The sequence below is a fragment of the Bradyrhizobium sp. CSA207 genome (assembly GCF_029051685.1).
Taxonomy (GTDB): Bacteria; Pseudomonadota; Alphaproteobacteria; order Rhizobiales; family Xanthobacteraceae; genus Bradyrhizobium.
Map to the genome: position 1 here is coordinate 94,842 of NZ_JAACFT010000022.1, position 23,524 is coordinate 118,365.

25 protein-coding genes and 1 tRNA gene are annotated in these 23,524 nt (G+C 64.3%); 15 read left to right on the forward strand and 11 right to left on the reverse strand.

What is annotated here, in order from left to right; translation table 11 throughout:
* Positions 1–29: 29 nt before the first annotated feature.
* Positions 30–242, reverse strand: coding sequence for a hypothetical protein (locus GWG65_RS24575; RefSeq protein ID WP_275198202.1), 213 nt, complete (start codon positions 240–242; stop codon positions 30–32).
* A 111-nt stretch (positions 243–353) separates the two neighbouring features.
* Entirely contained in the window at positions 354–1,397 is a 1,044-nt protein-coding gene (locus GWG65_RS24580; protein WP_275198136.1) for a polysaccharide deacetylase family protein, read from the reverse strand.
* Between the two features lie 252 nt (positions 1,398–1,649).
* On the opposite strand from GWG65_RS24580, the gene GWG65_RS24585 reads away from it, so the two are divergent.
* Positions 1,650–1,973 (forward strand): hypothetical protein, encoded by a 324-nt coding sequence (locus tag GWG65_RS24585; RefSeq protein WP_275198137.1) that lies wholly within the window; start codon positions 1,650–1,652, stop codon positions 1,971–1,973.
* 171 nt (positions 1,974–2,144) lie between these two features.
* Complete coding sequence (locus tag GWG65_RS24590) at positions 2,145–2,357, forward strand: hypothetical protein (RefSeq protein WP_275198138.1); 213 nt, start codon at positions 2,145–2,147, stop codon at positions 2,355–2,357.
* Between the two features lie 110 nt (positions 2,358–2,467).
* Here the strand turns inward: GWG65_RS24590 and GWG65_RS24595 are convergent, their stop codons facing one another.
* Complete coding sequence (locus GWG65_RS24595; protein WP_275198139.1) at positions 2,468–4,156, reverse strand: MFS transporter; 1,689 nt, start codon at positions 4,154–4,156, stop codon at positions 2,468–2,470.
* A 135-nt stretch (positions 4,157–4,291) separates the two neighbouring features.
* Between GWG65_RS24595 and GWG65_RS24600 the strand changes: the two genes are divergently transcribed.
* The 6 genes from GWG65_RS24600 (at position 4,292) to GWG65_RS24625 (ending at position 11,113) form a co-directional block, all read left to right on the forward strand.
* A complete protein-coding gene (locus tag GWG65_RS24600; RefSeq protein WP_275198140.1) occupies positions 4,292–5,662 on the forward strand; it encodes a hydrolase in 1,371 nt (456 codons plus the stop codon).
* A gap of 48 nt (positions 5,663–5,710) precedes the next feature.
* A complete protein-coding gene (locus GWG65_RS24605; protein ID WP_275198141.1) occupies positions 5,711–7,078 on the forward strand; it encodes a cytochrome P450 in 1,368 nt (455 codons plus the stop codon).
* Between the two features lie 50 nt (positions 7,079–7,128).
* Positions 7,129–8,538: an adenylate/guanylate cyclase domain-containing protein gene (locus GWG65_RS24610; RefSeq protein ID WP_275198142.1), complete on the forward strand. Its 1,410-nt coding sequence runs from the start codon at positions 7,129–7,131 to the stop codon at positions 8,536–8,538.
* Positions 8,539–8,675: 137 nt separating this feature from the next.
* Positions 8,676–9,137, forward strand: coding sequence for a TerB family tellurite resistance protein (locus tag GWG65_RS24615; RefSeq protein ID WP_275198143.1), 462 nt, complete (start codon positions 8,676–8,678; stop codon positions 9,135–9,137).
* Between the two features lie 267 nt (positions 9,138–9,404).
* Positions 9,405–10,184, forward strand: coding sequence for an SDR family oxidoreductase (locus tag GWG65_RS24620; RefSeq protein WP_275198144.1), 780 nt, complete (start codon positions 9,405–9,407; stop codon positions 10,182–10,184).
* A 125-nt stretch (positions 10,185–10,309) separates the two neighbouring features.
* Positions 10,310–11,113 carry a glutamine amidotransferase gene (locus GWG65_RS24625; protein WP_275198145.1) on the forward strand — a complete coding sequence of 268 codons (804 nt, stop codon included), beginning with the start codon at positions 10,310–10,312 and terminating at the stop codon, positions 11,111–11,113.
* Between the two features lie 147 nt (positions 11,114–11,260).
* Here GWG65_RS24625 and GWG65_RS24630 read toward each other — a convergent pair.
* A tRNA-Ala gene (locus GWG65_RS24630) sits at positions 11,261–11,336 on the reverse strand.
* A gap of 190 nt (positions 11,337–11,526) precedes the next feature.
* Between GWG65_RS24630 and GWG65_RS24635 the strand changes: the two genes are divergently transcribed.
* The 3 genes from GWG65_RS24635 to folD are packed head-to-tail and all read left to right on the forward strand — an operon-like array spanning position 11,527 to position 13,071.
* Positions 11,527–11,817 carry a YggT family protein gene (locus tag GWG65_RS24635; RefSeq protein ID WP_275198146.1) on the forward strand — a complete coding sequence of 97 codons (291 nt, stop codon included), beginning with the start codon at positions 11,527–11,529 and terminating at the stop codon, positions 11,815–11,817.
* Between the two features lie 15 nt (positions 11,818–11,832).
* Positions 11,833–12,177: a DUF167 domain-containing protein gene (locus GWG65_RS24640; RefSeq protein ID WP_275198147.1), complete on the forward strand. Its 345-nt coding sequence runs from the start codon at positions 11,833–11,835 to the stop codon at positions 12,175–12,177.
* Positions 12,178–12,186: 9 nt separating this feature from the next.
* Positions 12,187–13,071 carry a bifunctional methylenetetrahydrofolate dehydrogenase/methenyltetrahydrofolate cyclohydrolase FolD gene (folD, locus tag GWG65_RS24645; RefSeq protein WP_275198148.1) on the forward strand — a complete coding sequence of 295 codons (885 nt, stop codon included), beginning with the start codon at positions 12,187–12,189 and terminating at the stop codon, positions 13,069–13,071.
* Positions 13,072–13,127: 56 nt separating this feature from the next.
* Here the strand turns inward: folD and ppa are convergent, their stop codons facing one another.
* Both ppa and GWG65_RS24655 read right to left on the reverse strand, forming a co-directional pair.
* Positions 13,128–13,664 (reverse strand): inorganic diphosphatase, encoded by a 537-nt coding sequence (gene ppa / locus GWG65_RS24650; RefSeq protein WP_275198149.1) that lies wholly within the window; start codon positions 13,662–13,664, stop codon positions 13,128–13,130.
* A gap of 176 nt (positions 13,665–13,840) precedes the next feature.
* Positions 13,841–14,350, reverse strand: a complete 510-nt coding sequence (locus GWG65_RS24655; protein WP_148743934.1) for a GNAT family N-acetyltransferase — start codon at positions 14,348–14,350, stop codon at positions 13,841–13,843.
* Between the two features lie 264 nt (positions 14,351–14,614).
* Here GWG65_RS24655 and GWG65_RS24660 point away from each other — a divergent pair, with 264 nt between their 5' ends.
* Positions 14,615–15,505 (forward strand): alpha/beta fold hydrolase, encoded by an 891-nt coding sequence (locus GWG65_RS24660; protein WP_275198150.1) that lies wholly within the window; start codon positions 14,615–14,617, stop codon positions 15,503–15,505.
* Between the two features lie 63 nt (positions 15,506–15,568).
* Positions 15,569–15,976: a thiol-disulfide oxidoreductase DCC family protein gene (locus GWG65_RS24665; RefSeq protein ID WP_275198151.1), complete on the forward strand. Its 408-nt coding sequence runs from the start codon at positions 15,569–15,571 to the stop codon at positions 15,974–15,976.
* A gap of 128 nt (positions 15,977–16,104) precedes the next feature.
* Here GWG65_RS24665 and GWG65_RS24670 read toward each other — a convergent pair whose 3' ends face one another.
* The 3 genes from GWG65_RS24670 to ftsY form a co-directional block, all read right to left on the reverse strand.
* Positions 16,105–17,352: an NAD(P)/FAD-dependent oxidoreductase gene (locus GWG65_RS24670; protein ID WP_275198152.1), complete on the reverse strand. Its 1,248-nt coding sequence runs from the start codon at positions 17,350–17,352 to the stop codon at positions 16,105–16,107.
* Positions 17,353–17,426: 74 nt separating this feature from the next.
* Positions 17,427–18,029: a septation protein A gene (locus GWG65_RS24675; protein WP_275198153.1), complete on the reverse strand. Its 603-nt coding sequence runs from the start codon at positions 18,027–18,029 to the stop codon at positions 17,427–17,429.
* A 123-nt stretch (positions 18,030–18,152) separates the two neighbouring features.
* A complete protein-coding gene (ftsY, locus tag GWG65_RS24680; RefSeq protein WP_275198154.1) occupies positions 18,153–19,097 on the reverse strand; it encodes a signal recognition particle-docking protein FtsY in 945 nt (314 codons plus the stop codon).
* A 60-nt stretch (positions 19,098–19,157) separates the two neighbouring features.
* Here ftsY and GWG65_RS24685 point away from each other — a divergent pair, with 60 nt between their 5' ends.
* Positions 19,158–19,859 carry an RNA pseudouridine synthase gene (locus GWG65_RS24685; RefSeq protein WP_275198199.1) on the forward strand — a complete coding sequence of 234 codons (702 nt, stop codon included), beginning with the start codon at positions 19,158–19,160 and terminating at the stop codon, positions 19,857–19,859.
* Between the two features lie 104 nt (positions 19,860–19,963).
* Positions 19,964–21,073: a DUF2336 domain-containing protein gene (locus GWG65_RS24690; protein ID WP_275198155.1), complete on the forward strand. Its 1,110-nt coding sequence runs from the start codon at positions 19,964–19,966 to the stop codon at positions 21,071–21,073.
* Positions 21,074–21,266: 193 nt separating this feature from the next.
* Here GWG65_RS24690 and mtaB read toward each other — a convergent pair whose 3' ends face one another.
* Positions 21,267–22,520, reverse strand: coding sequence for a tRNA (N(6)-L-threonylcarbamoyladenosine(37)-C(2))-methylthiotransferase MtaB (gene mtaB / locus GWG65_RS24695; protein WP_275198200.1), 1,254 nt, complete (start codon positions 22,518–22,520; stop codon positions 21,267–21,269).
* Positions 22,520–23,395, reverse strand: coding sequence for a diaminopimelate epimerase (gene dapF, locus GWG65_RS24700; protein WP_275198156.1), 876 nt, complete (start codon positions 23,393–23,395; stop codon positions 22,520–22,522). Before dapF ends, mtaB begins: the two co-directional genes overlap by 1 nt.
* Between the last annotated feature and the right edge of the window lie 129 nt (positions 23,396–23,524).

Genomic DNA, 23,524 nt, shown 5'->3' on the forward strand with positions numbered 1-23,524 from the left:
TATTCTGAATGGCGCACCAGCGTCCAAATTCATCCGATCGTCACCGACAAGCGTCCTGCCCAGGCAACCGGCTGGCATCCGCCGTTGGTTTCGCTTGCCCCGCTTGCTGCGGCGACGACCCCTGCCCCGTCGACGGCAACAACGACGTCCACGTCAACATCAGCGCCGGCTCCCGCCGCGAACACCACGGCAAAGGCGGACAAGCCGAAGCACAAGCGCACCTCGACCGAGGGCCGCATCATCAGCGAGCTGCACCACCACGGCATCTACTGGTAAGCGGCTGCTCTCTCCAAAAGCAAATGGCCGGGCAAGAGCCCGGCCATCCGCATATGGGAAACCGATCCAGTCCGCACTTACTGCGAGACCGTCTGCACCACGCTCGCGATCGGACGCGCGCTCGAGGTCGGCACCTTCAGATCCTTCAGCAGCGCCTCGTCATATTCCGGCAGCGTCTGGAAGGTCGTCTTGGCCTTCATCTGCACGATCTTGTAGCCGCCGGCCTTGAGCCGCGCCAGCAGCGTCGGCAGCGCTTCGCCGGTGTGCTTCTGGAAATCGTGCATCAGGATGATGCCCTTGCCGAGCTTGTCGAGCCTGGTCATCACGGTCTCGACGATCTTCTCCGGCGTGGCGCCCTTCCTGAAATCGAAGGAGTCGATGTCGGTCGAGAACATCGCCACGTTGCGGGTACCGAAATAGGTCACCATCGCCGGATTGTGCTGAAGCTGCGGGAAGCGGAAGAACGGCGCCGGGTTGGTGCCGAGCGCGAACCTCACCGCGCTAAAACCCTTCTCGACCTCGTCCTTGACTTGGCTCTCGGTCATCTTCTTGCTGTTCAGGTTGACATGCGACCAGGTGTGGGTGCCGACCGTGTGGCCCTGGGCCAGCACCTGGCGCAGGATTTCCGGATGGTAGGTCGCGTGCTTGCCGACCGAGAAGAACAGCCCCTTGGTGCATTCATCCGCGAGCGCCTTCAGCACCGCGGGCGTGTTGACCGGCCACGGACCGTCGTCGAAGGTCAGCACGACCTCCTTGTCGGTGAGGAAATCAAACTGCTTGAAGTGCTCGAAGCCGAAGCCCGGGCCGCCGGTGGTGTCGATCTCGACCACCCGAGCCACGCCGAGCGCGTTTGGATTGGTGCAGGTCGACTTCTGTTGCACCGGGGCGGCCGGGGCCGGCGCCGCGGCAAGGACCGTCGGCTTACCCGCCAGCGCTGCGGTGGTCTCGACGTCATCCCTGGTGGCAAGTTTGGCCGGTGCCGGCAGAGGATCGGCGGCACGGGCGGCCGTTGTCTTGGGGGCGCCCTGTTCGGCGCGCGAGGAATAATAAAACCAACCGCCGGCGGCGATCACGACCGCCGCAACTACACTGGCCAGCATCAGGCCCAACGCATTACGCATCGCTATTCTTTCCAATTACGCAACCAAACAAGCGGATTTTCCCGCGCGCCCAGCCATTAATGCGAAGGAACAGTTAACGTGACACCAACACGACAGCGGAAACGGAGGAATTTCAGAGGAGTGCGCCAAAGTGATCGAGGTCACATTTGGGGTGCAGCTTGTGACCGTCATCACAGTGGAAACTGTTTTGCTGGAGCATCGTAGGTCCCATCAACAACGGGCCCGCTTTGGCGGCGCCAATGGGAGCTTCAAATGACCAAGTCCTTCACCGACAAGTCCTTCACCGACAAGTCCTTGACCAGCAAGATCCGTGACACCGGCCTGGCCCTCGGCTTCGCCGCCATCGTCTCGATCATCTCGACCAGCTCGAGCTTCGCCTTCTCGTCCGAAGCGCAGCAGATGTGCACCGGCGACGCCTTCCGGCTCTGCTCGTCGGAAATCCCCAATATCCCGAAGATCACGGCGTGCATGGTGAAGCATCGTTCGGATCTGAGCGCCGGCTGCCGCGCGGTGATGGATAAGGATCTCGCCAAGGGCGCGTCGCGCAAGGTTGCTGACGCGCAGGACAGTCAGTAACAGCGCGCAACGCATTCCTCGTCGCACTATCGAGCTCCCTCGCGATGTGCCCCGGCGTCAAGTCGGGGCCACGCGGCGGCGCAGATGCAAGCTGTCAATAAAGCCGTTGCGGCTCTGGGATCGTCGCACTAGCTTCGCCCGCACATCTTTCCGGGTAAGAGGCATTGCGCGATGGCCAGATTTTTTTTCATTGTTTCGTTGATCCTGTGCGCATCGGGCGCGGCGGCGCAGCAGCCCGGCCACGACGCCTGCGCGCGCGACGTCAGCCGCTTCTGCCGCCCGGTGATGAACAATGGCGATCAGGCCGTGCTTGCCTGTCTGAAGCAGAACCGCACGCGGCTGAGCAAGGGTTGCGAAAAGGTGCTGACCGAGCACGGGCAGTGAGATGGAGCGTCGTAGCCCGGATGGAGCGCAGCGAAATCCGGGGTTCTGTCCCCGCGGCGAGATCGTCCCGGATTATGCTTCGCTCCATCCGGGCTACGGGCTGAGAAAACCTACGTACCGCTCCCCGCCGCGGTTGCGACCACCGGCAAAACCTCCGCACTCGCACTGTCCGGAGTCTCTTCCTTCCAGCGCACCGAACCGAATGGCCGCTCCAGCATGCGGCGGATTCGCACCGGGTCGGGCCCGATGTGGAAATCGATCGCTTGCTGATGCAGCGCGCGTTCGGATTGGGTCGAACGGTTGCGCTGGCGCAGATAGTCCAGCCAGGTCGGGCAGTGATAGCGCTCGGTCCACAATTCGGGGTCGGCGATGTCGCGCGCGATCGACCAGCCATAGGCGCCGTTGCGCTGCCTGGAGAGCTGCACATCCTGCATCACATTGTGGAAGGCGCGCGCGTTCTCCTGCGACACGCGATATTCGATCTCGACCACCAAAGGTCCGCTGCGCGCCGTGAGCGACAGCTTCACTTCCGGGTCGGCCAGCACCTCGGCGTCCTCGTTGCGGGCGCCGACGCGCGGCATCGCCAGCCAGATTCCGAGCAGCGGCGAGATCAGCATCAACCCGGCGGCAACCAGAAGCGCGACCTCGACGCCGGCATAGTCGGTGAGGTGACCCCAGCCCCACGCGCCGATCGCAATGCCCCCAGAGATCGAGGCCTGGAATGCTGCGAGCGATCGTCCCGCGACCCAGCGCGGCGCCGAGAGCTGCACGCCGATATTGAACAGCGCGACGGCGGCCATCCAGACCGCGCCGGCCAGCACCAGCGCGGCCGCTGTCAGTACGGGTTCTGTGCTCAAGGCAAGCGCGGCCATCGCAAACGCCATCGAGATCGTGCAGGCGCGGATCGCCGCCTCGCCGCTCATGCGCTTGCGCAGTTCGTGGATGTTGAGCGCGCCGACCACTGCGCCCATGCCGAACGCGCCCAGCATGATGCCGTAGGTCTGCGCGCCGCCATGCAGCAAATCGCGCGCGACCAGCGGCATCAGCGCCATGATGGCGCCGCCGATCAGGCCCATCACCAGCGTGCGCAACAGCACGATCTTGATGGGCGGCGAATTGGTGATGTAGCGCACGCCGGAAACCATGGCGCGGTTGAGCTTTTCCCGCGGCAGGCGCGAAGCTTCGGTGTTGCGCCGCCACAGCAGCAGCACCACCAATAGCGGCAGATAGAGGATCGCATTGCAGGCAAACGCTGCCACCGCGCCGAGCGCGGCGACGATGACGCCGCCGACCGCGGGACCGAAGCTGCGCGCGATGTTGTAGCTGATGCCGTTCAGCGCGACGGCCGACGGCAGTGCTTCGGGCGGCACCTGCTCGCTGACCGAGGATTGCCAGGCCGGGCCGAACAGCGCGTTACCGCTGCCCACAACGAAGCAGAAAGCAAGCAGCGTTTCCGGGGTGATCAGCTTGAGCCAAGCCAGCAGTGTCAGCGCAGTCGCGCCGGTCAGCGCGATCATAAGCGAGATCAGGGTGACGATGCGCCGGTCGTACATGTCGGCGATCGCGCCGGCCGGCATCGAGATCAGCATGATCGGCAGCATCAGGGCGGTCTGCACCAGCGCCACCTTGTCGGCCGAGGCCGCCATCTGCGTCATCGCCCAGGCGGCGCCGACGCCCTGGATCAGCAGGCCGAGATTGGAGAGCAGGCTGGCAAGCCAGATGCGCCGGAACACGGTGTAGCGCAGCGGCGCGGTAATGCCGTCGGCGGCAATTTTCTGACGGTTCGTCTGCTCGGTCATATCCCCTTCCGGGAAGTCTGGCAGGAATGGCTTCAGGGATTCTGGTATGGTCAGTGATGCCTGCGAAAGTCCTTCGCTGTCCAGTGGTTAGGCCGCTATAAGCGGTGCAAAGAAATGGTTGCCGGAGAGGAACATATGAAGCTGTCGCGACGGACGATCCTGCAGGGTGCCGGCACGCTGCCCTTCGCGGTTGCGAGCTTGCGGATGGAAGCGCTGGCGCAAGCCGCCCCCGCGGCGCAGGGTTCGGAGGTGCCGCCGATCCTGTTCGTTCATGGCAATGGCGACTACGACGCGCTCTGGATGACCACCTTGTGGCGGATGGAATCGAACGGCATCGCGCGCGCTCGCATGCTGGCGATCAATTTCACCGATCCCAATGCGCGAAGCGACGACAGCGTCGAGCAGGCCAACCGGTCCTCGACCGAGGACCAGCGCCGCGAGCTCGCGGCGGCCATCACCGAACTGAAGCGCCGCACGGGTGCGCCTCGCGTGGCGCTGGTCGGTAGCTCGCGCGGCGGCTACGCGACTCGCAACGTCGTCAGGAATGGCGGTGCGGCAGATGTCAGCCATGCCGTGTTGTGCGGCACACCCAATCACGGCGTTTTTGCGACCGACGACACGCTCGGCAGCGAGTTCAACGGCCGGGGCGCATTCTTGCGGGGCTTGAACGAGGGTGAGAGCGAGGTGACTCCGGGCGTGGCCTTTCTCACGTTGCGCAGTGACGGCATGGACAAATACGCGCAACCCGACGGCCGTTTCATCGGGAAGCCCGGCGTGCCGACCGGCGTCACCGCCGAGGGGCCCGAGCTGAAGGGCGCCACGAATCTCGTGCTCGGCGCGCTCGACCATCGCGAGGTCGCGTTTCATCCCCGTGCCTTCCGCGAGATCTACAAATTCATCGCCGGCCGCGAGCCTGTGCGCATCGCGATCATGCCGGAGCAGAATGTCAGGCTGAGCGGCCTTGTGACCGGTACGCCGGGCGGTGTGTCGACCAACCGTCCGGTCGCGGGCGCAACCGTCGATATCTTCCGGGTCGAGCCCGAAACTGGAGAGCGTAAGGGCGGTGCAGTGCACAGCTCAAAGACCGGCGCCGACGGACGTTGGGGGCCGGCGGAGGTCGATGCCGCCTCGTCGCTCGAATTCGTCCTGACTTCGCCGGATGCGCCGACAACGCATTTTTACCGCTCGCCTTTCCCGCGCTCGTCCGACGTCGTGCATCTGCGTGCCGCGCGCCCGCTCGGGCCGGCGGACAAGGATGCGGGTGCGGTCGTGATCATGTCGCGCCCGCGCGGCTATTTCGGCCTGCCACGGGACGTGGTGCTATTCGACGGCAGGGAGCCGGCCGACGTCAAGCTGGGCGTGCCCACGGATGCGACAGCAACCCTGCGCCTTTCGGCCGCCGAGGTCGGGCGTAACGTCGTGGCCCAATTCAACGAAGAACGGATTGTGGCACGCGCGTGGCCTGCCTCCGAGAACAGGATTGCGATTGCCGAGCTGACTTATTAGCTGTTGAGCTGCAAGCCTTGACTGCGAAGATATCTGCGGGAGAGAGCCATGAACATCGCCAGCGTGCGTCGGCCGATCGTCCCTCCGACCCCGCCGCGCGCCCCGGACGATATGTCGTTCCTCGGCCGGCTTGCTGTGATCAAGCAGAACATGATCGCAACCTGGGGCCAGCGCGCCTACGAGGAAGACGTCATCGAGGGCCGCTTCTTCTTCCGCAACAGTTTCATCCTGAATCGCCCGGACGCGATCCGGCACGTGCTCCTGAGCAACTACGAGAACTATTCGCGCACGCCGGCCGGCATCCGCATGCTGCGTCCCGTACTCGGTGACGGCCTTCTGATTGCGGAAGGCCATTCGTGGACGTTTCAGCGCCGCACCCTTGCACCGGCCTTCACGCCGAAGGCGACCGCCAACCTCGTCCCGCACATGACCGCGGTCTTGGACGAGACCATCGCGAAGCTCGAGGTGCGCACGGGCGAGCCCGTTGACCTGCGCGAGCTCATGCAGCGCATGACGCTCGAGATCGCCGGACGCACCATGTTCTCCTTCGGCATGGACCGGCATGGCCCGACCTTGCGCAATTTCGTCATGGAATATGGGGCACGGCTGGGGCGGCCGTATTTTCTCGATATGGTGCTGCCGGTGTCATGGCCGAGCCCGATGGATTTTGCCCGCGCGCGTTTCCGCAAGCGCTGGACCGAATTCGTCGCGATGCTGATTGCCGAGCGGCGTGCCGCGGGCAAGAAGACCGGTGCGCCGCCGCGCGATCTGTTCGATCTCATGGATGAGGCGCGCGACCCCGAGACCGGCAAGGGCTTTTCCGACGAACAGCTCGTTGACGAGGTCGCGACCATGATCCTCGCGGGGCACGAGACCACGGCGACCGCGTTGTTCTGGGCGCTCTATCTGCTCGCGCTGGATCCGGACACGCAAGAGGAAGTGGCTTCCGAGACCCGCGGCGAGCATCTCGACAGCATGGCCGATATCGATCGCCAGAAATTCACCCGCGCCGTGATCGAGGAGACCATGCGGCTCTATCCGCCAGCCTTCCTGATCGCGCGGGCCGCCCGGGAAAAGGACAATGCGGCCGGCGTTGCGATCGGCAAGGGCGACATCATCATGATCGCGCCGTGGCTGCTGCATCGGCACGAGAAGCTGTGGGATCAACCGAACGCGTTCGTTCCAAAACGCTTCATGTCGACCGAGGCGCCGGATCGTTTCGCCTATCTGCCGTTCGGCGCCGGGCCGCGCGTCTGCGTCGGCGCGCCGTTTGCGCAGGCCGAATCCGTGCTGGCGCTGGCGCGGCTGATCGGCGCGTTTCGCGTCGAGCTTGCCGATACCGATCCCGTCATCCCGCACGGCGTCGTGACGACCCACCCCGGCCACTCGCCCATGTTCCGCATCACGCGTCGGTGACAGGCGACTGCCTGGCCAATGGCGTGATCCACCCTAGATAGAGTCCCGCCATGAGCGATATCCAAGCCCAGCTTTCCGTTCTGAAGCAAACCGCCGATCCGAAGGTAGTCGACGCGATTCAGCATCTGATCGACCACGGTGAGGATCACGAGCTCAACCGCGTCAATGTCCTCGACTTTTCCAGGCAGCACAATCTCGACGAAGAGCGGACGATCTCGGGCTTCCTGCATTCGGCCCGGCTTGGGCTGTTCGATCTCGGCTGGAATGTGCTGTGTCCGGGATGCGGCGGCGTGCTCGGCGCGCATTCGACGCTGAAGGCGCTCAAGCCCGATGACTATCACTGCGCGCTCTGCGCCTGCGGCTACAAGGCTTCCGTCGACGACCAGGTCGAGGTCTCCTTCACAGTGAATCCGCGCGTGCGGCGCATCGCGGCGCATGACCCCGACTCGCTTCCGGTCTGGGAATATTTCAAGCAGGTGTTCTGGAGCTCCGGCGTCGACTTCAACAAGGACTCGTTTGCGACGCTGGCCAACGAGGTGACGCTGGATACGCTCGAGCTTCCCGCCGGCGAGAAGGCGACCATGTCGCTGCAACTGCCGAGCGACTTCATCATCATCTTCGAGCCGGTGACGCACGCCGCCCAGTTTATCGACGTCCAGGGTGAGCCGACCAAGGAACGCCAGCAGCTCGCCATTATGTACAACAAGGTGCAGGCCCCGACAGGGACCGCGGTGATGCGGCCGGGTCCATTGCGGCTGTCGCTGGAAAACCAGGCCGGCGTGCGGGTGCTGCCGTCGGTGTTCATCGCGGCCGACGCGCTTCATCACCTGATCGGCAAGCGCAAGCCGTTCCTCACCGCCAAGCGGATGCTGTCGAACCAGACCTTTCGCGATGTGTTCAAGGCCGACAATCTCAGTCTCGACCAGCGGCTCCAGATCACCTCGCTGACCTTCCTGTTCACCGACCTCAAGGGCTCGACCGCGCTTTATGAGCGGGTCGGCGACCTTGCCGCCTTCGATCTCGTGCGCGCGCATTTTCACGCGCTGCTCGAGATCATCTCCTCGGAAAAAGGCGCCGTGGTGAAGACGATCGGCGACGCCGTGATGGCGACATTCGTCCGTCCCGAGCACGCGATCGTCGCCGGTCTGCGGATGCGGGCAGCGATGGACGAGCTCAACAAGCAGCGCGGCACCGCCGATCTTATCGTCAAGATCGGCATCCACGAGGGTCCCTGCCTTGCGGTGATGCTCAACGAGCGCCAGGACTATTTCGGCCAGACCGTCAACATCGCCGCGCGCGTGCAGAGCCTGTCCACGTCGCAGGAAATCCACATCACCGGACCGGTGCTGGACGCGCCGGCTGTTGCCGAGGTGTTGCAGCAGCGCGAGATCAAGCCGATCCAGAAGCAGGCCGCGCTGCGCGGCATCGCCGACAAGATGGTGGTGTACGAGATACCGTAGACGTCGTCCCGGCGAAGAGATTGCCGAAACGTAATCCCGCGCGCGGAACTGACGCATGTTGCGGCGGTTGAGTATCCCGCTCATATATTGCTGTAACGGCCGCCTCCCCGCGGCTTCATCGATATCGGTAGGACTTTATGCTCGACGGCCTGCGCCAATTCATCGCTGACATCGTTGCTCCCCAGGCGGTCGACCGCGCCTTCGGCGACAGCGACTATCGACTGGCGGCAACCGCGCTGCTGGTCCATGTGGTTTCGCTGGACGGCCAGCCGACTGCGGACGAGCAACGCAAGCTGCATAGCCTGATCGAACGTCATTTCGGGCTCGATCGCGGTACTGCGGACCGCCTGATCGCGGACGCGACCCAGGTCGAGGGCGAGGCGGTCGACCTCTATCATTTCACCAGCGTTATCATGCGCTCGCTCGATGAGGAGGGGCGCAAGCGCATCGTGCAGATGATGTGGGAGCTGGTCTATGCCGACGGCCAGGTCACCGAGTTCGAAGACAACGTCGTTTGGCGCGCCTCCGACCTGCTCGGGATCGCCCAGCGCGACCGGATCGACCTGAAGCATGCCGTTGCGGACCGCGCCGGTAACTAGATGAAGAATGGCGCCGTCGGCGGCTGACCCGTCTCGACACGGCGAATTGCGAGCCGCGCAGATCACATGACGAAATTTTAATGTAGCCGCCGGCCGCTCCGGTGCCGGACCCCTGTGAAATCAGCGGTTTTTCCTGCACTCCCTGTCGCCAGCTCAAGCCGCCACGCTGCCACTCAGCTTGCGCGGCGCGCACGCTCTATGCTCTCGTTCCGCTATTGCGGGGGCAAAAAACTTGAATCCAAAACTTGAATCCAAGAGAGTTCGATCGTGACTGAGCGGGTGACGCTGATTACCGGTGCCTCTGCGGGCATCGGCATAGAGCTGGCGCGCGTGTTCGCCGCAAACGGGCACCGCCTGGCGCTCACGGCGCGCAGAGCCGATCGGCTCGAGGCGCTCGCCAGCGAGCTCTCCGCCAAGGGCGGCACGAAGCCGATCGTGATTGCCTGCGACCTCGAGGAAGCAGACGCGGGCGAGACGATCGCCGCCGCGCTCGCCGCCGCAGGCGTCGAGCTCGACAATCTCGTCAACAATGCCGGCTTTGGTGTGTTCGGCGATGCCGTCGAAAGCGACCGTGTCGAGCAGGTCGGCATCGTCGATGTCAACGTCCGGGCTCTAACCGATCTGTCGCTGCGCTTTGCCGATCAGCTCATCAGGAACAAGGGCGGTCTTCTCAATGTCGGCTCGGTCGCCGGCTTTTTGCCCGGCCCCGGCATGGCTGTCTACTACGCCTCCAAGGCCTATGTGATCTCTTTCACCGAGGCCCTGCGCGCAGAGCTCGGCCCGCGCGGCGTCCGCGTTACGGTCCTTTGCCCGGGCCCGGTGCCCACCGAATTCCAGGCGCGGGCCCGCATTGGATCCGGACATGATACGGCGGTTCTCAACGTTTCGGCCGCGGATGTCGCACGCGAGGCCTATCGCGGCCTGATGGCCAACAAACGGGCAGTGCTGCCCGGCCTCGCCATCAAGATCGTGCCGTTCCTGCTGCGCTTCTTTCCGCGCGACTTCATCCTGTTCGCCGCAAGCCGGTTTCAGAGGCAAAGGCGCTAGCGGAAGCCGTCAGCTCCCGTATTGGCCCGGAGCTTGCTTTCATTTCGGTGCGTGCGCGAACTCACACGAAATTAACGATCGCTTAGTTATGCTGGCGGTCTGAACCGATAGCACTTGGAAAGGCAATGTCGTTCCGGACGAACAGGTTTGGTGGCGCAGAATTGGTGCCCTTCCCCAAGCGAAGGGACCTCGGCGCATCCGCTGCTCGTCCTGAAACCCGACTGCCGGTTCTCGTCATTCTGCATCAGGAATCCTCGACGCCCGGCCGCGTCGGCAATGCGCTCCGCGCGCTCGGCCATCGCCTCGACATCCGCCGTCCCCGCTTCGGCGATCCCCTGCCCGAGACGCTCGAGCAGCATGCCGGCGCCGTGGTCTTCGGCGGTCCGATGAGCGCCAACGATTCCGACGGCTACATCCGACGCGAGATCGACTGGATCGAAATTCCGCTGCGCGAGCAGCGGCCGTTCCTCGGCATCTGCCTCGGCGCGCAGATGCTCGCGATGCAGTTAGGGGCCCGCGTCGCACCACATGCAGATGCGCTGACCCAGATTGGCTATTACCCGATCCGTCCGACCGCGGCCGGACACGCGGTCTGCCCTGACTGGCCGGCACGAGTCTATCATTGGCATCGCGAAGGATTTGAGCTGCCGCCCGGCGCCGAACTGCTTGCCGAAGGCGATGATTTTCCGGTGCAGGCATTCCGCACCGGCAATTCCTTCGGCTTGCAGTTTCACCCTGACGTGACCTACGCGATGATGCATTGCTGGACTACGCGCGGCTATGACGGCCTGAGCGCGCCCGGTGCGCGCGAGCGGCATCATCATTTTACAGACCGTGCCGTCTACGACGTCGCGGAACGCGCATGGCTTGATCATTTCATCGACGGCTGGCTGGCGCGCCGGTCGGTGCTGGCGCAGGCCGCCGAGTGATCGCGCCGTCGCGCGACGGCCGCCGTGGCTTACGGGGAGGTGGGGATCTCTTTAACAGCCCGGCTTCGCCTTTGGCTTCGCCGGGCACCATGCTCCGCCCTTCAGGCTCTGCGCGGCTGCGCCACGCGTAGCCCGAAGGGCGAAGCGTGGTGGAGCCAGGCGGGATCGAACCGCCGACCTCGTCATTGCGAACGACGCGCTCTCCCAGCTGAGCTATGGCCCCGTTTGTTAGCCGCTCTGGTTAATGCGGCCGACAACCGGGCGCCATTTAAGTCCCTGCTAAGGTCAAGTCAAGGACGGGCGTAATCCGGTTTTAGCCATCCCGACGCCCGAACTTCCCTTGTTTGGGTCGGAGGGAACCGATATCTAGCAAAAGGCGTCAATCCCCACCTCAGCCAGAGTTTTCAAAAGCCATGCGTGCCGTTCTCGACATCGTCATCATCGTGCTCGACCTCTACGTCTGGCTGCTGATCGCGTCCGCGATCCTGTCCTGGCTGATCGCTTTCAACGTCGTCAACACCCGCAACCAGTTCGTGTCGGCGGTTGCGGAGTTCCTGTACCGCATCACCGAGCCAATGCTGGCGCCGATTCGCAACTTCCTCCCGAGTCTCGGCGGCCTCGATATTTCGCCGATCATTCTGATCCTGCTCATCATGTTCATCGAGCGCGTGATCCTGTACTACGTCTACCCGAACGTGATTTAGACAGGCTGGAGCACGTTGGTCGCCAAAGAAGCGTGTAAGGAACCGTGGCGCTACTCGGCCGCAGGCATCAGCATTGCGCTGCGGGTGACGCCGCGCGGCGGCCGCGACGATATCGACGGGATCGAACAGTTGGCCGATGGCCGCAGCGTGCTCAAGGTGAGGGTGCGCGCCATCGCCGATGGCGGCGAGGCCAATAAGGCGGTCCTGGTGCTGCTGGCGAAATCGCTCCGCGTACCCAAGGCCAGCGTGAAGCTGCTGTCGGGGGCGACCTCGCGGCTGAAGCAGATCGCGGTCGACGGCGATCCGGCGCGGCTCGGCGAGGCCCTGCGCCAGCTCGCCTCGGCCAGACCTAAGACCTAAGGAACGGACATGACAGCCAAGATCATCGACGGGAAAGTCATTGCCGCGGAACTGCGTGCCTGTGTCGCCGACGAAGTCGCCCGCATCAAGCGCGAGCACAATCTGATACCGGGCCTGGCTGTGGTCCTGGTCGGCAACGACCCCGCCAGCGAGGTGTATGTCCGCTCAAAACAAACCCAGACCCGGGCGGCCGGCATGGCCTCGTTCGAGCACAAGCTGCCGGCCGATGTCTCGCAGGCCGAACTGCTGGCGCTGGTCGCAAAGCTCAACCGCGATCCCGCCGTGCACGGCATTCTGGTGCAACTGCCGCTGCCGAAGAGCCTCAACACCGAGGCCGTCATCAATGCCATCGACCCGGCCAAGGACGTCGACGGCCTGCATCCGAACAACGCCGGCCGCCTCGCCGGTGGTTTCGAGGCGTTGTCACCCTGCACCCCGCTCGGCTGCATCATCCTGACCAAGAGCGTGCATGCTTCGCTTGCAGGCATGAACGCCATCGTCATCGGCCGCTCCAATCTGGTCGGCCGCCCGCTGGTACAACTGCTGCTGAACGAGAACGCCACGGTGACGATCGCCCATTCGCGCTCGCGCGATCTGCCCGGGCTCGTGAAGCGCGCAGATCTGGTCTATGCCGCCGTCGGCAAGCCCGAGATGGTGCGCGGCGACTGGCTGAAGCCGGGCGCTACCGTGATCGACGTCGGCATCAACCGCATTCCGAAGGATGACGGCAAGACACGGTTGGTCGGCGACGTTGCCTATCAGGAAGCGCTCGGCGTTGCCGGCGCGATCACACCGGTGCCGGGGGGCGTTGGCCAGATGACTGTCGCCTGCCTGCTGGTGAACACGCTCCGCGCCGCCTGCGCGATCGCCGGCCTGCCGAAGCCGGCGGTGTGACGGGTGTCATTCATTCCAGGTTCGCGCTGACGCGCGCCCCGGAATGACGACTACGTTTACGCCTTCTTCTTTTTCGCGCGCTCGATACCGTCGAGGATCAATTTTTGCGCTTCCTCGGGGCCGCCCCAGCGCAAGATCTTCACCCACTTGCCCTTCTCGAGATCCTTATAGTGCTCGAAAAAGTGCTGGATCTGCTGCAGCGTGATGTCCGGCAGGTCGCTATAGGTCTTCACCTTGTCGTAGCGCTGCGTCAGCTTCGACGACGGCACTGCCAAAATCTTCTCGTCGCCGCCGGCTTCGTCTTCCATCATCAGCACGCCGACCGGACGCACGCTCATGACGGCGCCGGGGATAATGGCGCGAGTGTTGATGATCAGCACGTCGCAGGGGTCGCCATCGTCGGACAGCGTGTGCGGAATGAAGCCGTAGTTACCGGGGTAGCGCATCGGCGTGTAGAGGAAGCGGTCGACCACCAGAGTGCCGGCTTCCTTGTCCATCTCGTATTTGATCGGTTCGCCACCCACCGGCACTTCGATGATGACATTGACGTCGTGTGGCGGGCTGGTCCCGATCGAGATCGCATCGATACGCATTCAAGGCTCCGTTGTTGCCGAGGTGAAATCGCGCCCGGCAGCGATTTGGCACCGTCATACGCGGGCTTGGCCCGCCTATCCATCGTGTTTTTGTGAAATAATGAATCCAGCGATCACCGGCTCAAAAGGCAACGGTATCGACGGAAGGGGAGCGCTGCCGCTAACCTTTCAGCAGGTCAATTAGTCCAAGCGAAGGCAACCTTGTCGAGCGACTTCGGCCCGAATCGCTCCGAGGAGCGCGCCACCATGCGGCCGCCAAGCGCCCGGTAAAACTCCGTCGCCGGATCGTTATCGGACAGCGCCCACACCACCATGCTCTTCAGATTGCTCTGCATGAGGTCGCGGCGGGCGGCGGTGAACAGGCGACGGCCGAAGCCGAGCCCCTGGAACTCCGGGCGCAGGTAAAGCTCGTAGATCTCGCCGTCGAAGTGCAGGCTGCGGGCGCGGTTGCGACCGTAATTGGCATAGCCCGCGATCTTGTCGCCGAACACCAGCACGCTGACGCGGCTGCCCTTGCGGATCGCGCTGTCCCACCATTGCGGGCCGCGGCGGTTGATCAGCTTTTCCAGCTCGCCACCGGGAATGATGCCCTGATAGGCCGATCGCCAGGCTTCGTCATGGGTCGACGCCACCGCAGTTGCGTCTGCAGCTTTGGCCGGCCGGACCTCGATCAGGGTTGTGCTCATGGACGCAATCAAATCAAGTCGCCGCGCCGGCGGCAAGACCTATCGTTAATTATCGGTTAACCTGTGGACTTTCTGCATCAGTATTCTAGCCATGTTGTACCGAAAGAGGACAAGACGCTGCCTCGAACGGCAACGGCGTGCCACGCGTCGGTGCAAAACTGCCTCGCGGCACGAATGGACGGCAATGGCACCGCAAAAAGTCCGCCCAGAATGATTCGTTCCTACTGGTCTGCCCCCGCCATCTGTGTTCGCCTTCGGCCATTCATGCGGCTCTCCAACATCCTCGCGCTTCTGCCTTTGCTGGCCCTGCTGACTGCGCCGCCTCTGTGCGCTCAAGTCACGCTGGGCTCGTCAGGAGCGGAGGGCGAGCCGTTTCGCCGCCAGCAATGGCGCGTGCCGTCGCCGGATACCGACATTGCCGCGCATGCCCTGCTGTTTCGTCCGCCCGGCACGGGTCCGTTTCGGCTCGCGGTCATTGCGCACGCCACCACGCAGAACGTACTGCGTCGTGCGCAAATGCCGCCGCCGGAATACCGCGCGCTCGTCGCGTATCTCATCGCGCGCGGCTTCGCCGTGCTGGTGCCGGAACGGCTCGGCCACGGCGCGACCGGCGGTCGCTATCTCGAGGACCAGGGTGGCTGTGACGAGGCAGACTATGCGCGCTCCGGCCGCGCAACCGCGGAGGAAATTTCACTTGCGCTGGACTATTTGCGAAAGCAGGATTTCGTCCGCAACGATACGGCGATCGTGCTCGGCCATTCTGCCGGCGGCTGGGGCGCGCTGGCGCTCGCGAATGGCGATCCGAAGATCGTTTCCGCGATCATCGCATTTGCGCCGGGGCGCGGCGGCCACGCCAACGATGAACCGAACCGGATCTGCGCGCCGGACACGCTCATTGCGGCTGCAGCCGAATTCGGCAAGGCGGCGCGCATTCCCGTGACATGGCGCGTTGCCGCCAATGACAGCTATTTTGCACCGGCGTTCTCGCGGGCGTTGGCAGACGCGTTTCGTGGCGGTGGCGGCAAGGTCGATTTCCGCACGCTGCCCGCTATAGGCAGCGAGGGCCACTGGATGATCGAAACCGAAGCCGGCGTCAAAGCCGCCGGCAACGAACTCGACGGTGCGTTGAAGCCGCGGGCAGGCGGCAAGCCATGACCATCACGATGAGCACAGCCTGGTGGATGTGCTGGTCGCCCTCCTGATGCTGGACAACCGCTGATGCAAAAATGGCCCGACGATGACGTGATTCTGTTCGATGGCGTCTGCATCTTCTGTTCGCGCTGGGTCCGCTTCGTCGCGCAGCGCGATGCTTCAAAGCGGTTTCGTTTCACGCCGATTCAATCGGATTATGGCACCCGGCTCGCACGCACGTTCGGCATCGATCCCGATGATCCCGACACCAATGCGGTGATCCATGGCGGGGAGGTGTTCTTGAAATCAGACGCTGCGCTGACGGTGCTGTCGCAACTGCCGGGATGGGGCTGGGTGCGCACGTTGTTCGCCGTGCCAAAACCGCTGCGGAATGCGGTCTACAATCTCGTTGCGCGCAACCGCTACCGCATCTTTGGGAAATACGATACGTGCTTCGTGCCTGATGCCGACTTGCGGGCGCGGGTGATCGAATGATTCGTCATTGCGAGCCAACGGGTCCGCGCAAAGCGCGGCCCGATGACAGGCTCCGCGAAGCAATTCAGGATCTTTCCGCGGTGACAGCCTGGATTGCTTCGCTGCGCCCGCAATGACGGAGTTTGCGGTTAAATCCTGCTCAGAGCCGCTAGCACTTCCTTCGCTGCCCGCTCGCCGCTGTCCCGCGCACCATGCGCCGTCGTGAAAAAATTCGGCGACGTCGCCTCTCCTGCGAAGAACAGTCGTTCATCGACCGGAGCTGCCAACGCTGCACGATCTCCCGCATGCCCCGGCAGTGCATGCGAATACGAGCCTCGGGCGAAAGGATCCTGCGCCCAGCGCGACTCGTACAGCGGCTTCAGCTTGCGCCTGATGTCGCTGCCGAGAAGATCTGCGATCTCGTCGATGCTTTGCGCGGCGATCGCGCCGTCGCCGGCGTCTTCCAGATCGCGAGCAAAGCTGCCGCCGAAAAAGCCTTCGATGCACGGCTGGCCGAACGGGCGGATGTGATAGGTGCCCATCGCGGTACGCATGGTGGCGCCGCGCAAATTGCCTTCCTTCGGAAAGGCGTCCGCATCGGCGAGCGCCAGCGTCACCTTGTCGTCGACGCCGAGCGGCAGGCCGCCCGCGGCATCGACCTTGGCGGGGAGTTGCGGCGAGAAGCGGATCGCTTCGTCGGCGATCAAATTGGTCGGCACGGTCACGATCACCTTGTCCGCAGCCAGCGTGCCCAGCGATGTCTCGAGGCGGATGCGCTTGCCGGCATGATCGATCAGCGTGACGTTGCAGCTCAGTGCCACCGGACAGTTTTCGCCATAGGCTGCGACCAGCGCGCCATAGCCGCGGCGGATGCGCCAGTTGAGGTTGCTGTCCTCATAGGCGTCCCAATCCAGCGTCGACATGTCCTTCAGTTCGCAGCCATTGATGTAGGTCGAGATCGCGTCGATCATGGGGTTCCAGCGATTGCCGGGCTCGAGGCTTTGGCTCGCGGGCGCGTCTTCGCCCTTTTGCGCAACCTCCCAAAGACGCTGATAGAACGCGTCCATCGCACCCATGAAATCGTCGCGGTCGCTTTGCGGAAATACATTTCCAAAGGCGCGTTCGCGCCAGGGCGGCAGGTCCGTGTTGACCTCGAAATCGAGCTCTCTGGCGATCGAGACGAAGGAGTTCTTGTCCGACGAATGCAGCCAGCCGCAACCGACGTCGAAGATCACCTCGGGTGAAGCCTGCACGGTCCAAGCCCGGCCGCCGATGCGATTGCGCGCTTCCAGCACGATCACCGAGAGGCCCGACCCGCGTAGCGCGTGCGCAGCGCCGAGGCCCGCAGCACCGGCGCCGATGATCGCGACGTCGACGGAAGAGGGAAGGGAGCTCATGGGCGGGCTCTAATATGTTCGCCGGAGCGGCAGAAGATACGGCGGGTGGCGGGACGCGGGGTCAGCTGTAGAGCCTACCCTTTCCTCACATCGCCCGCCTCGGCCTCGCTCGCCTCCAGCGACACCGGTGCGAGGTGGTAGCGCTTGGTCAGCGGCATCTGCGCGATGGCGAAGACCATCGTCAGCGGCGTCACGCCGAACACCTTGAAGTTTACCCAGAAGTCCGTGCTCTGGGTGCGCCAGACGATCTCGTTCAGCACTGCCATGCCCGCGAAGAACAGCGCCCATCGCAGGGTGAGGATGCGCCAGCCCTGGGGCGTCAGATTGAACATCTGGTCGAACATTACGGCGATGAAGGAGCGGCCGAACAGCAGCCCGCCGCCGAGGATCGCCGCAAACAGGGCGTAGATAATGGTCGGCTTGACCTTGATGAAGGTCTCGTCGTGAAGCACCAGGGTCAGCGTGCCGAACACCAGCACGATGACGCCGGTCACGATCGCCATGATCGGCACGTGGCGTGTCACCACATAGGAGGCGATCATCGCAGCGACGATCGCGACCATGAAGGCGCCGGTCGCGGCGAAAAGGTTGAACTTCGCATTCACGAAGAAGAAGACGAGTAGCGGACCGAGCTCGGTCGCAAGCTTGAACAGTGGATGTGGCTGGGTCTTGTCCATTCTCTTCCATCTCTTCATCCCATCCTTCGAGACGACCGCTTCGCGGTCTCCTCAGGATGAGGACCTCACATGTGGCACGGCCTCATCCTGAGGCGCGCCTGCGGCGCGTCTCGAAGGACGAGGCTATTCGATTCCGGCAATGGCGCGGGCGAAATCGCGCGCGGTGAACGGCGCGAGATCGTCGACGCCTTCGCCGACGCCGATGAAGTGCACCGGCAGTTTGAATTTTTCCGCGAGCGCCACCAGGATGCCGCCGCGCGCGGTGCCGTCGAGCTTCGTCATCACCAGGCCAGTGACGCCGGCGGTGCGATGGAAAGCCTCGACCTGCGACAGCGCGTTCTGTCCGACGGTGGCATCCAGCACCAGCAACACCGCATGCGGCGCCGCCGCGTCCACCTTCCGGATGACGCGCACGACCTTTTCGAGCTCGTTCATCAGCTCGGACTTGTTCTGCAGTCGCCCCGCGGTGTCGATCAAGAGCACATCGATGTTCTGCTCCTTTGCCGCCGTCAGCGCATTGAAGGCGAGGCTTGCCGAGTCCGAGCCCTGCGCCCCGGCGATGACCGGTGTCTTGGTGCGCTCGCCCCACACTTTGAGCTGCTCGATGGCGGCTGCACGAAACGTGTCGCCGGCAGCCAGCATCATTTTGCGGCCTTCGGCTGCGAATTTTGCCGAGAGCTTGCCGATGGTGGTGGTCTTGCCGGAGCCGTTGACGCCGACCACGAGGATGACGAAAGGCTTTTTCGCCGCATCGATCTCGAGCGGTTTTGCAACCGGCGACAATACCTTCTCGACCTCGGTCGCGACGACGTCCTTGACCTCGTCCGCCGAGATGGCCTTGTCATAGCGACCGGTGCCGACGGCGTCCGCGATCCGCACCGCGACCTCGGTGCCGAGGTCGGCGCGCAGCAGCACGTCCTCGATGTCGTCGAGCATGGCGCGGTCGAGCTTGCGCTTGGTGACGAGGTCGGCGACCGCGGTTCCGAGCGAGGACGACGTGCGCTTCAGCCCGTCGGACAGGCGGCGCCACCAGCTCAGCTTGGGGGTCTCGGAGGTGGTATCGTTCATGGTGGCGGTGTGTTAGCCGTTCCGGCCCGTAAACGAAAGTCTGAACGAAAGCCCTTGCAATTGCTCGATGTTCCCGAATTGACCGCCGATGAAATTCTGGCGCGCGTGCTCCACCGCGACGGGCTGATGCTCGTCATCGACAAACCGGCGGGCCTGCCGGTACATCGCGGTCCCAAGGGCGGGGCGAATCTGGAAGCATCCTTCGACGCCCTGCGTTTCGGCTTGCCGCGGCCGCCGGTGCTAGCCCACCGGCTGGACAAGGACACGTCCGGCTGCCTCGTACTCGGCCGCCATCGCAAGGCCACCGCCTCGCTCGGCCTGCTGTTCAAGCACGGCAAGGTCGGCAAAACCTACTGGACCCTGGTCGAGGGTGGTCCTGCCGAAGACGAAGGCACCATCGACATGCCGCTCGGCCGGCTCAATGCCGAGCGTGGCTGGTGGCAGAAGCCCGATCCGGAGGGGCAGAAGGCGGTCACCAATTGGAAAGTCATGGGCCGCGGGGCAGGCCTGACCTGGCTCGCCATGGAACCGGTCACGGGGCGGACCCATCAATTGCGGGTGCATTCGGCCGCAACTGGATGGCCGATCTTCGGCGATAACATTTACGGCAACGGCCCGCGCTTCGGCGAGCCGCGCCTGCATCTGCATTCCCGTGAGATCGTGGTGCCGATCTCGAGGAACAAGGAGCCGGTCCGGGTGGTGGCGCCGGCGCCCGCCCACATGCACGAGCGGCTCCGGGCCTGCGGCTGGAACGGGGAATAGCGCCGCACCGGCGCGTGGTTTACGAAACCTTCAGTGCTCGTCTCTAATGATAACGGTTGCTTAGAACAAGCTTCCGTCAATCCGCTCAGGACGAGCCGCGCGTCATGGCCAAGGCCGAGTTATCGATCATCGACGAGGTCGAATCCGCGATCAGGCTTGGCTCGCCGGAAAAGGGCCTCGAAACGGCCCGGCGCGTCACCGACCTGTTCCTGTCATCCGCCGGAAGCTTCGACGACGAGCAGATCCTGCTATTCGACGACGTGCTCGACCGCCTGATCGGCACCATCGAGCTGCGCGCGATCGCCGACATGGGCGCGCGCATTGCGCTGGCCGAAATCAGCGCGCAGCTCGCACCGATCGCCCAGGCGCCGCCATCCGTTATGCGCCGTCTCGCCAACAATGACGAGATCCGCATCGCCGGGCCTGTTCTTCAGGAATCCTCGCGCCTTGACGATAGCGAACTGGTGAAGATCGCAAGATCCAAGGGCGAGCCGCATCTGCTCGCGGTCGCCGGCCGCTGGTGGCTGAAGGAGATCGTCACCGACGCGCTGCTGGCGCGCCGCTATCCGAGCGTCAGCCGGCGGATTGCCGCCAATCCCGGCGCACGTGTTTCGGGAGCAGGATTTTCCGTCATCGTCGGACAGGCCGAGTCCGATCCGGAACTGGCCGTGAGCGTCGGCGTGCGCGTCGACCTGCCGTCGGAGCTGCGCCGCCAGCTGCTGCGCTCGGCCACGGATGCCGTTCGCACGCGGCTGCTGTCGCGCGCGCCGCCGCATCTGTTCGAGGAGATCCAAAGCGCCATCGCCGCCGTCACCGTCGGTGTCGAGCGCGAGATGTCCGGTGTCCGCGATTTCGAAGGCGCCAAGCGCGCCATCGCAAATCTCAAGGGTGCGGGCCAGCTCAGCGAAGCGACGCTGCTTGGCTTCGCCACGCAGCGGCGCTATGAAGAGACCGTCGCTGCCTTGGCCGCGCTGTCCGGATCGACCGTCGAGGTCGTTCGCCCGCTGATGCAGAGCCTGCGCGAGGACGGCCTGCTGGTGCCTTGCCGTGCGGCACTGCTCAGCTGGGAGACGACGACCGCCGTGCTCGAGAGCCGGTTCGCCACCGGAGCGATGAAGCCGGCCGACCTGGCCAAGGCCCAGGGCAATTTTGACCGCATGACGCCGGAGAACGCACGGCGCACGCTGAGATTCTGGCAGGTGCGGGCGTCTTAAAGTTGGCCGTTTGGTCGACGCCGCGTTCACATACTCAATGTCGTCCCGGCGAAGGCCGGGACCCATAACCCCAGGGAGAAGTTTGGCGAAGGCTGGTCGTTCGGGATTAGAACCGTCCGCGTTCGATAGACCTCGCGGTATGGGTCCCGGCCTTCGCCGGGACGACATTCAGGTAAGCACGGCGTCTCAGCAGCTACACCGTGAGCCGCACACCATCGCTGCCGCCGATCTTCAGCGACACGACACTCCCCACCTCTGCGCCCGCGATCGCGACCGGCAGATAATGCTCCGTCCGCCCCTGGCTCGCGCTCTCAATCAGCACATCGCGCGTCGCGCCGATTTCGGCTTGCAGCCTCTGCCGCAACGCCTCTTCGCCAGCCGCCCGCAGCCGCCTCGCGCGCTGCTTGATCTCGGGACCTGCGACCTGCGGCATGCGCGCGGCCGGCGTGCCGGGGCGCGGCGAATAGGGGAAGACGTGCAGGAAGGTGAGGCCGCATTCGTCGACGAGGTCGAGCGAGCGTGAAAACATCTCTTCCGTCTCGGTCGGAAATCCGGCGATGATGTCGGCGCCGAACGCGACGTCAGGGCGCAGACGGCGCACCTGGTCGCAGAACGCGATCGCATCGCTGCGCGAATGCCGCCGCTTCATGCGCTTCAGGATCATGTCGTCGCCGGATTGCAGCGACAGATGCAGATGCGGCATCAGCCGCGAATCGCCGGCGATGGCGTCGAGCAGATCGGCATCCGCCTCGATCGAATCGATCGAGGAAATGCGCAGGCGCTTCAATTCCGGCACATGCTGCAGGATCTGCTTGGTCAGCATACCGAGCCTGGGCGCGCCCGGCAGATCAGTGCCGTAGCTCGTGAGATCGACGCCGGTCAGCACGATCTCGGCATGGCCGCGCGCGGCAAGCGCCCGCACCTGATCGACCACGGCCCCCATCGGCACCGAGCGTGAATTGCCGCGGCCATAGGGGATGATGCAGAAGGTGCAGCGATGATCGCAGCCGTTCTGCACCTGTACGAACACGCGCGGCAGGCCGGCGGCAAAGCCGTCGATGAGATGCGGCGCCATCTGCTTCACGGCCATGATGTCGCTGACCGCGATCTTTTCGCCCGCGCCGATGTCGAATGCCTCGCGGGCCTCGCGCCAGGCCGACGCACGCATCTTGTCGTCGTTGCCGACGACGCGATCGACCTCGGCCATATCGGCGAACATGCCGCTCTGCGTCTGTGCGGCGCAGCCGGTGACGACAATGCGCGCACCGGGCCGCTCGCGCCTCAGCTTGCGGATCGATTGGCGCGCCTGCGCTACCGCTTCGTTGGTGACAGCGCAGCTGTTGATGACGATGGTATCGGACAGCCCCGCGCCCTCCGCCTCGCGGCGGATCACCTCGGCCTCGAACGCATTGAGACGGCAGCCGAAGGTGACGACTTCGACGCCCATCACGCGACCGGCGCGAACAGCGCCGGATCGAAGGCGCCCTCATATTCGAAGGTCGCCGTACCCGTCATCAGCACGTGGTCGTCGCGCTCGCGCCATTCGATGCCGAGCTTGCCGCCGGGCAGCGTGATCTCGACATTGCGTTCGGTGCGCTTCAGCCGCGCCGCGGCCACGGCGGTCGCGCAAGCCGCCGAGCCGCAGGCCTTGGTCAGGCCTGCACCGCGCTCCCAGGTGCGGATCGTGATGTGGTCGCGATCGACGATTTGCGCGAGCGTGATGTTGGCGCGCTCCGGGAAGATCGGGTGATTCTCCAGCAGCGGGCCGAAGCGCTCGAGGTCATAGGCATTGACGTCGTCGACCCAGAAGATCGCGTGCGGATTGCCCATGCTTAGCACTGAAGGCGAATGCAGGATCGGATTGTCGATCGGCCCGATCTGCAATTCGATATAGCGGGTATCGCGAAACTCTTCCGCCAGGGGAATGTCCTGCCAGCCGAACCTGGGCGCGCCCATGTCCACGGTGTAGAGATCAGGCGCCGGGCCCTGCCAGCAATTGAGCAACCCCGCCGGCGTCTCGAACGTTACCGTGCTCTGTCCGGTCTTCTCGAAGATGCGCCGCACCACGCAGCGCATGCCGTTGCCGCAGGCGCCGGCCTCCGAGCCGTCATTGTTGTAGATGCGGATGAAGGCTTCGGTGCCGTCGAGCCGCGGCTTCTGAAGCACCATGAGCTGGTCGTAAGCCACGCCGCCCTGAGCCGATGCGACGGCGCGCGCATCATCCGGCGTCACCGGCGTGGCGGAATCGCGCATGTCGACAACGACGATTTCGTTGCCGATGCCGTTCATCTTGGCAAATGCGTGGTTGGCCAGCGCGCTCATGAAAAGTCCTGAATTTCGCCCGCCTTATATGGCGATCCTGGGCGGCTTGGCCAGTGCTTTGCCGCGCCCGCCCATGACGCATCTGGCATGGGACGAATTCGGCGCTCGCGTGTTAGAACGGCGCGGTTC

Coding starts and splice junctions, on each gene's coding strand:
- GWG65_RS24610 (WP_275198142.1), top strand. CDS start 7,129: ATGAGCGATATCCAAGCCCAGCTTTCCGTTCTGAAGCAAACCGCCGAT.
- mtaB (WP_275198200.1), bottom strand. CDS start 22,520: ATGGGCGTCGAAGTCGTCACCTTCGGCTGCCGTCTCAATGCGTTCGAG.
- GWG65_RS24655 (WP_148743934.1), bottom strand. CDS start 14,350: ATGAGCACAACCCTGATCGAGGTCCGGCCGGCCAAAGCTGCAGACGCA.
- GWG65_RS24575 (WP_275198202.1), bottom strand. CDS start 242: ATGATGCGGCCCTCGGTCGAGGTGCGCTTGTGCTTCGGCTTGTCCGCC.
- GWG65_RS24595 (WP_275198139.1), bottom strand. CDS start 4,156: ATGACCGAGCAGACGAACCGTCAGAAAATTGCCGCCGACGGCATTACC.
- ppa (WP_275198149.1), bottom strand. CDS start 13,664: ATGCGTATCGATGCGATCTCGATCGGGACCAGCCCGCCACACGACGTC.
- GWG65_RS24585 (WP_275198137.1), top strand. CDS start 1,650: ATGACCAAGTCCTTCACCGACAAGTCCTTCACCGACAAGTCCTTGACC.
- GWG65_RS24600 (WP_275198140.1), top strand. CDS start 4,292: ATGAAGCTGTCGCGACGGACGATCCTGCAGGGTGCCGGCACGCTGCCC.
- GWG65_RS24660 (WP_275198150.1), top strand. CDS start 14,615: ATGCGGCTCTCCAACATCCTCGCGCTTCTGCCTTTGCTGGCCCTGCTG.
- GWG65_RS24625 (WP_275198145.1), top strand. CDS start 10,310: ATGTCGTTCCGGACGAACAGGTTTGGTGGCGCAGAATTGGTGCCCTTC.
- GWG65_RS24590 (WP_275198138.1), top strand. CDS start 2,145: ATGGCCAGATTTTTTTTCATTGTTTCGTTGATCCTGTGCGCATCGGGC.
- dapF (WP_275198156.1), bottom strand. CDS start 23,395: ATGAGCGCGCTGGCCAACCACGCATTTGCCAAGATGAACGGCATCGGC.
- GWG65_RS24615 (WP_275198143.1), top strand. CDS start 8,676: ATGCTCGACGGCCTGCGCCAATTCATCGCTGACATCGTTGCTCCCCAG.
- ftsY (WP_275198154.1), bottom strand. CDS start 19,097: ATGAACGATACCACCTCCGAGACCCCCAAGCTGAGCTGGTGGCGCCGC.
- folD (WP_275198148.1), top strand. CDS start 12,187: ATGACAGCCAAGATCATCGACGGGAAAGTCATTGCCGCGGAACTGCGT.
- GWG65_RS24665 (WP_275198151.1), top strand. CDS start 15,569: ATGCAAAAATGGCCCGACGATGACGTGATTCTGTTCGATGGCGTCTGC.
- GWG65_RS24580 (WP_275198136.1), bottom strand. CDS start 1,397: ATGCGTAATGCGTTGGGCCTGATGCTGGCCAGTGTAGTTGCGGCGGTC.
- GWG65_RS24605 (WP_275198141.1), top strand. CDS start 5,711: ATGAACATCGCCAGCGTGCGTCGGCCGATCGTCCCTCCGACCCCGCCG.
- GWG65_RS24675 (WP_275198153.1), bottom strand. CDS start 18,029: ATGGACAAGACCCAGCCACATCCACTGTTCAAGCTTGCGACCGAGCTC.
- GWG65_RS24690 (WP_275198155.1), top strand. CDS start 19,964: ATGGCCAAGGCCGAGTTATCGATCATCGACGAGGTCGAATCCGCGATC.
- GWG65_RS24635 (WP_275198146.1), top strand. CDS start 11,527: ATGCGTGCCGTTCTCGACATCGTCATCATCGTGCTCGACCTCTACGTC.
- GWG65_RS24670 (WP_275198152.1), bottom strand. CDS start 17,352: ATGAGCTCCCTTCCCTCTTCCGTCGACGTCGCGATCATCGGCGCCGGT.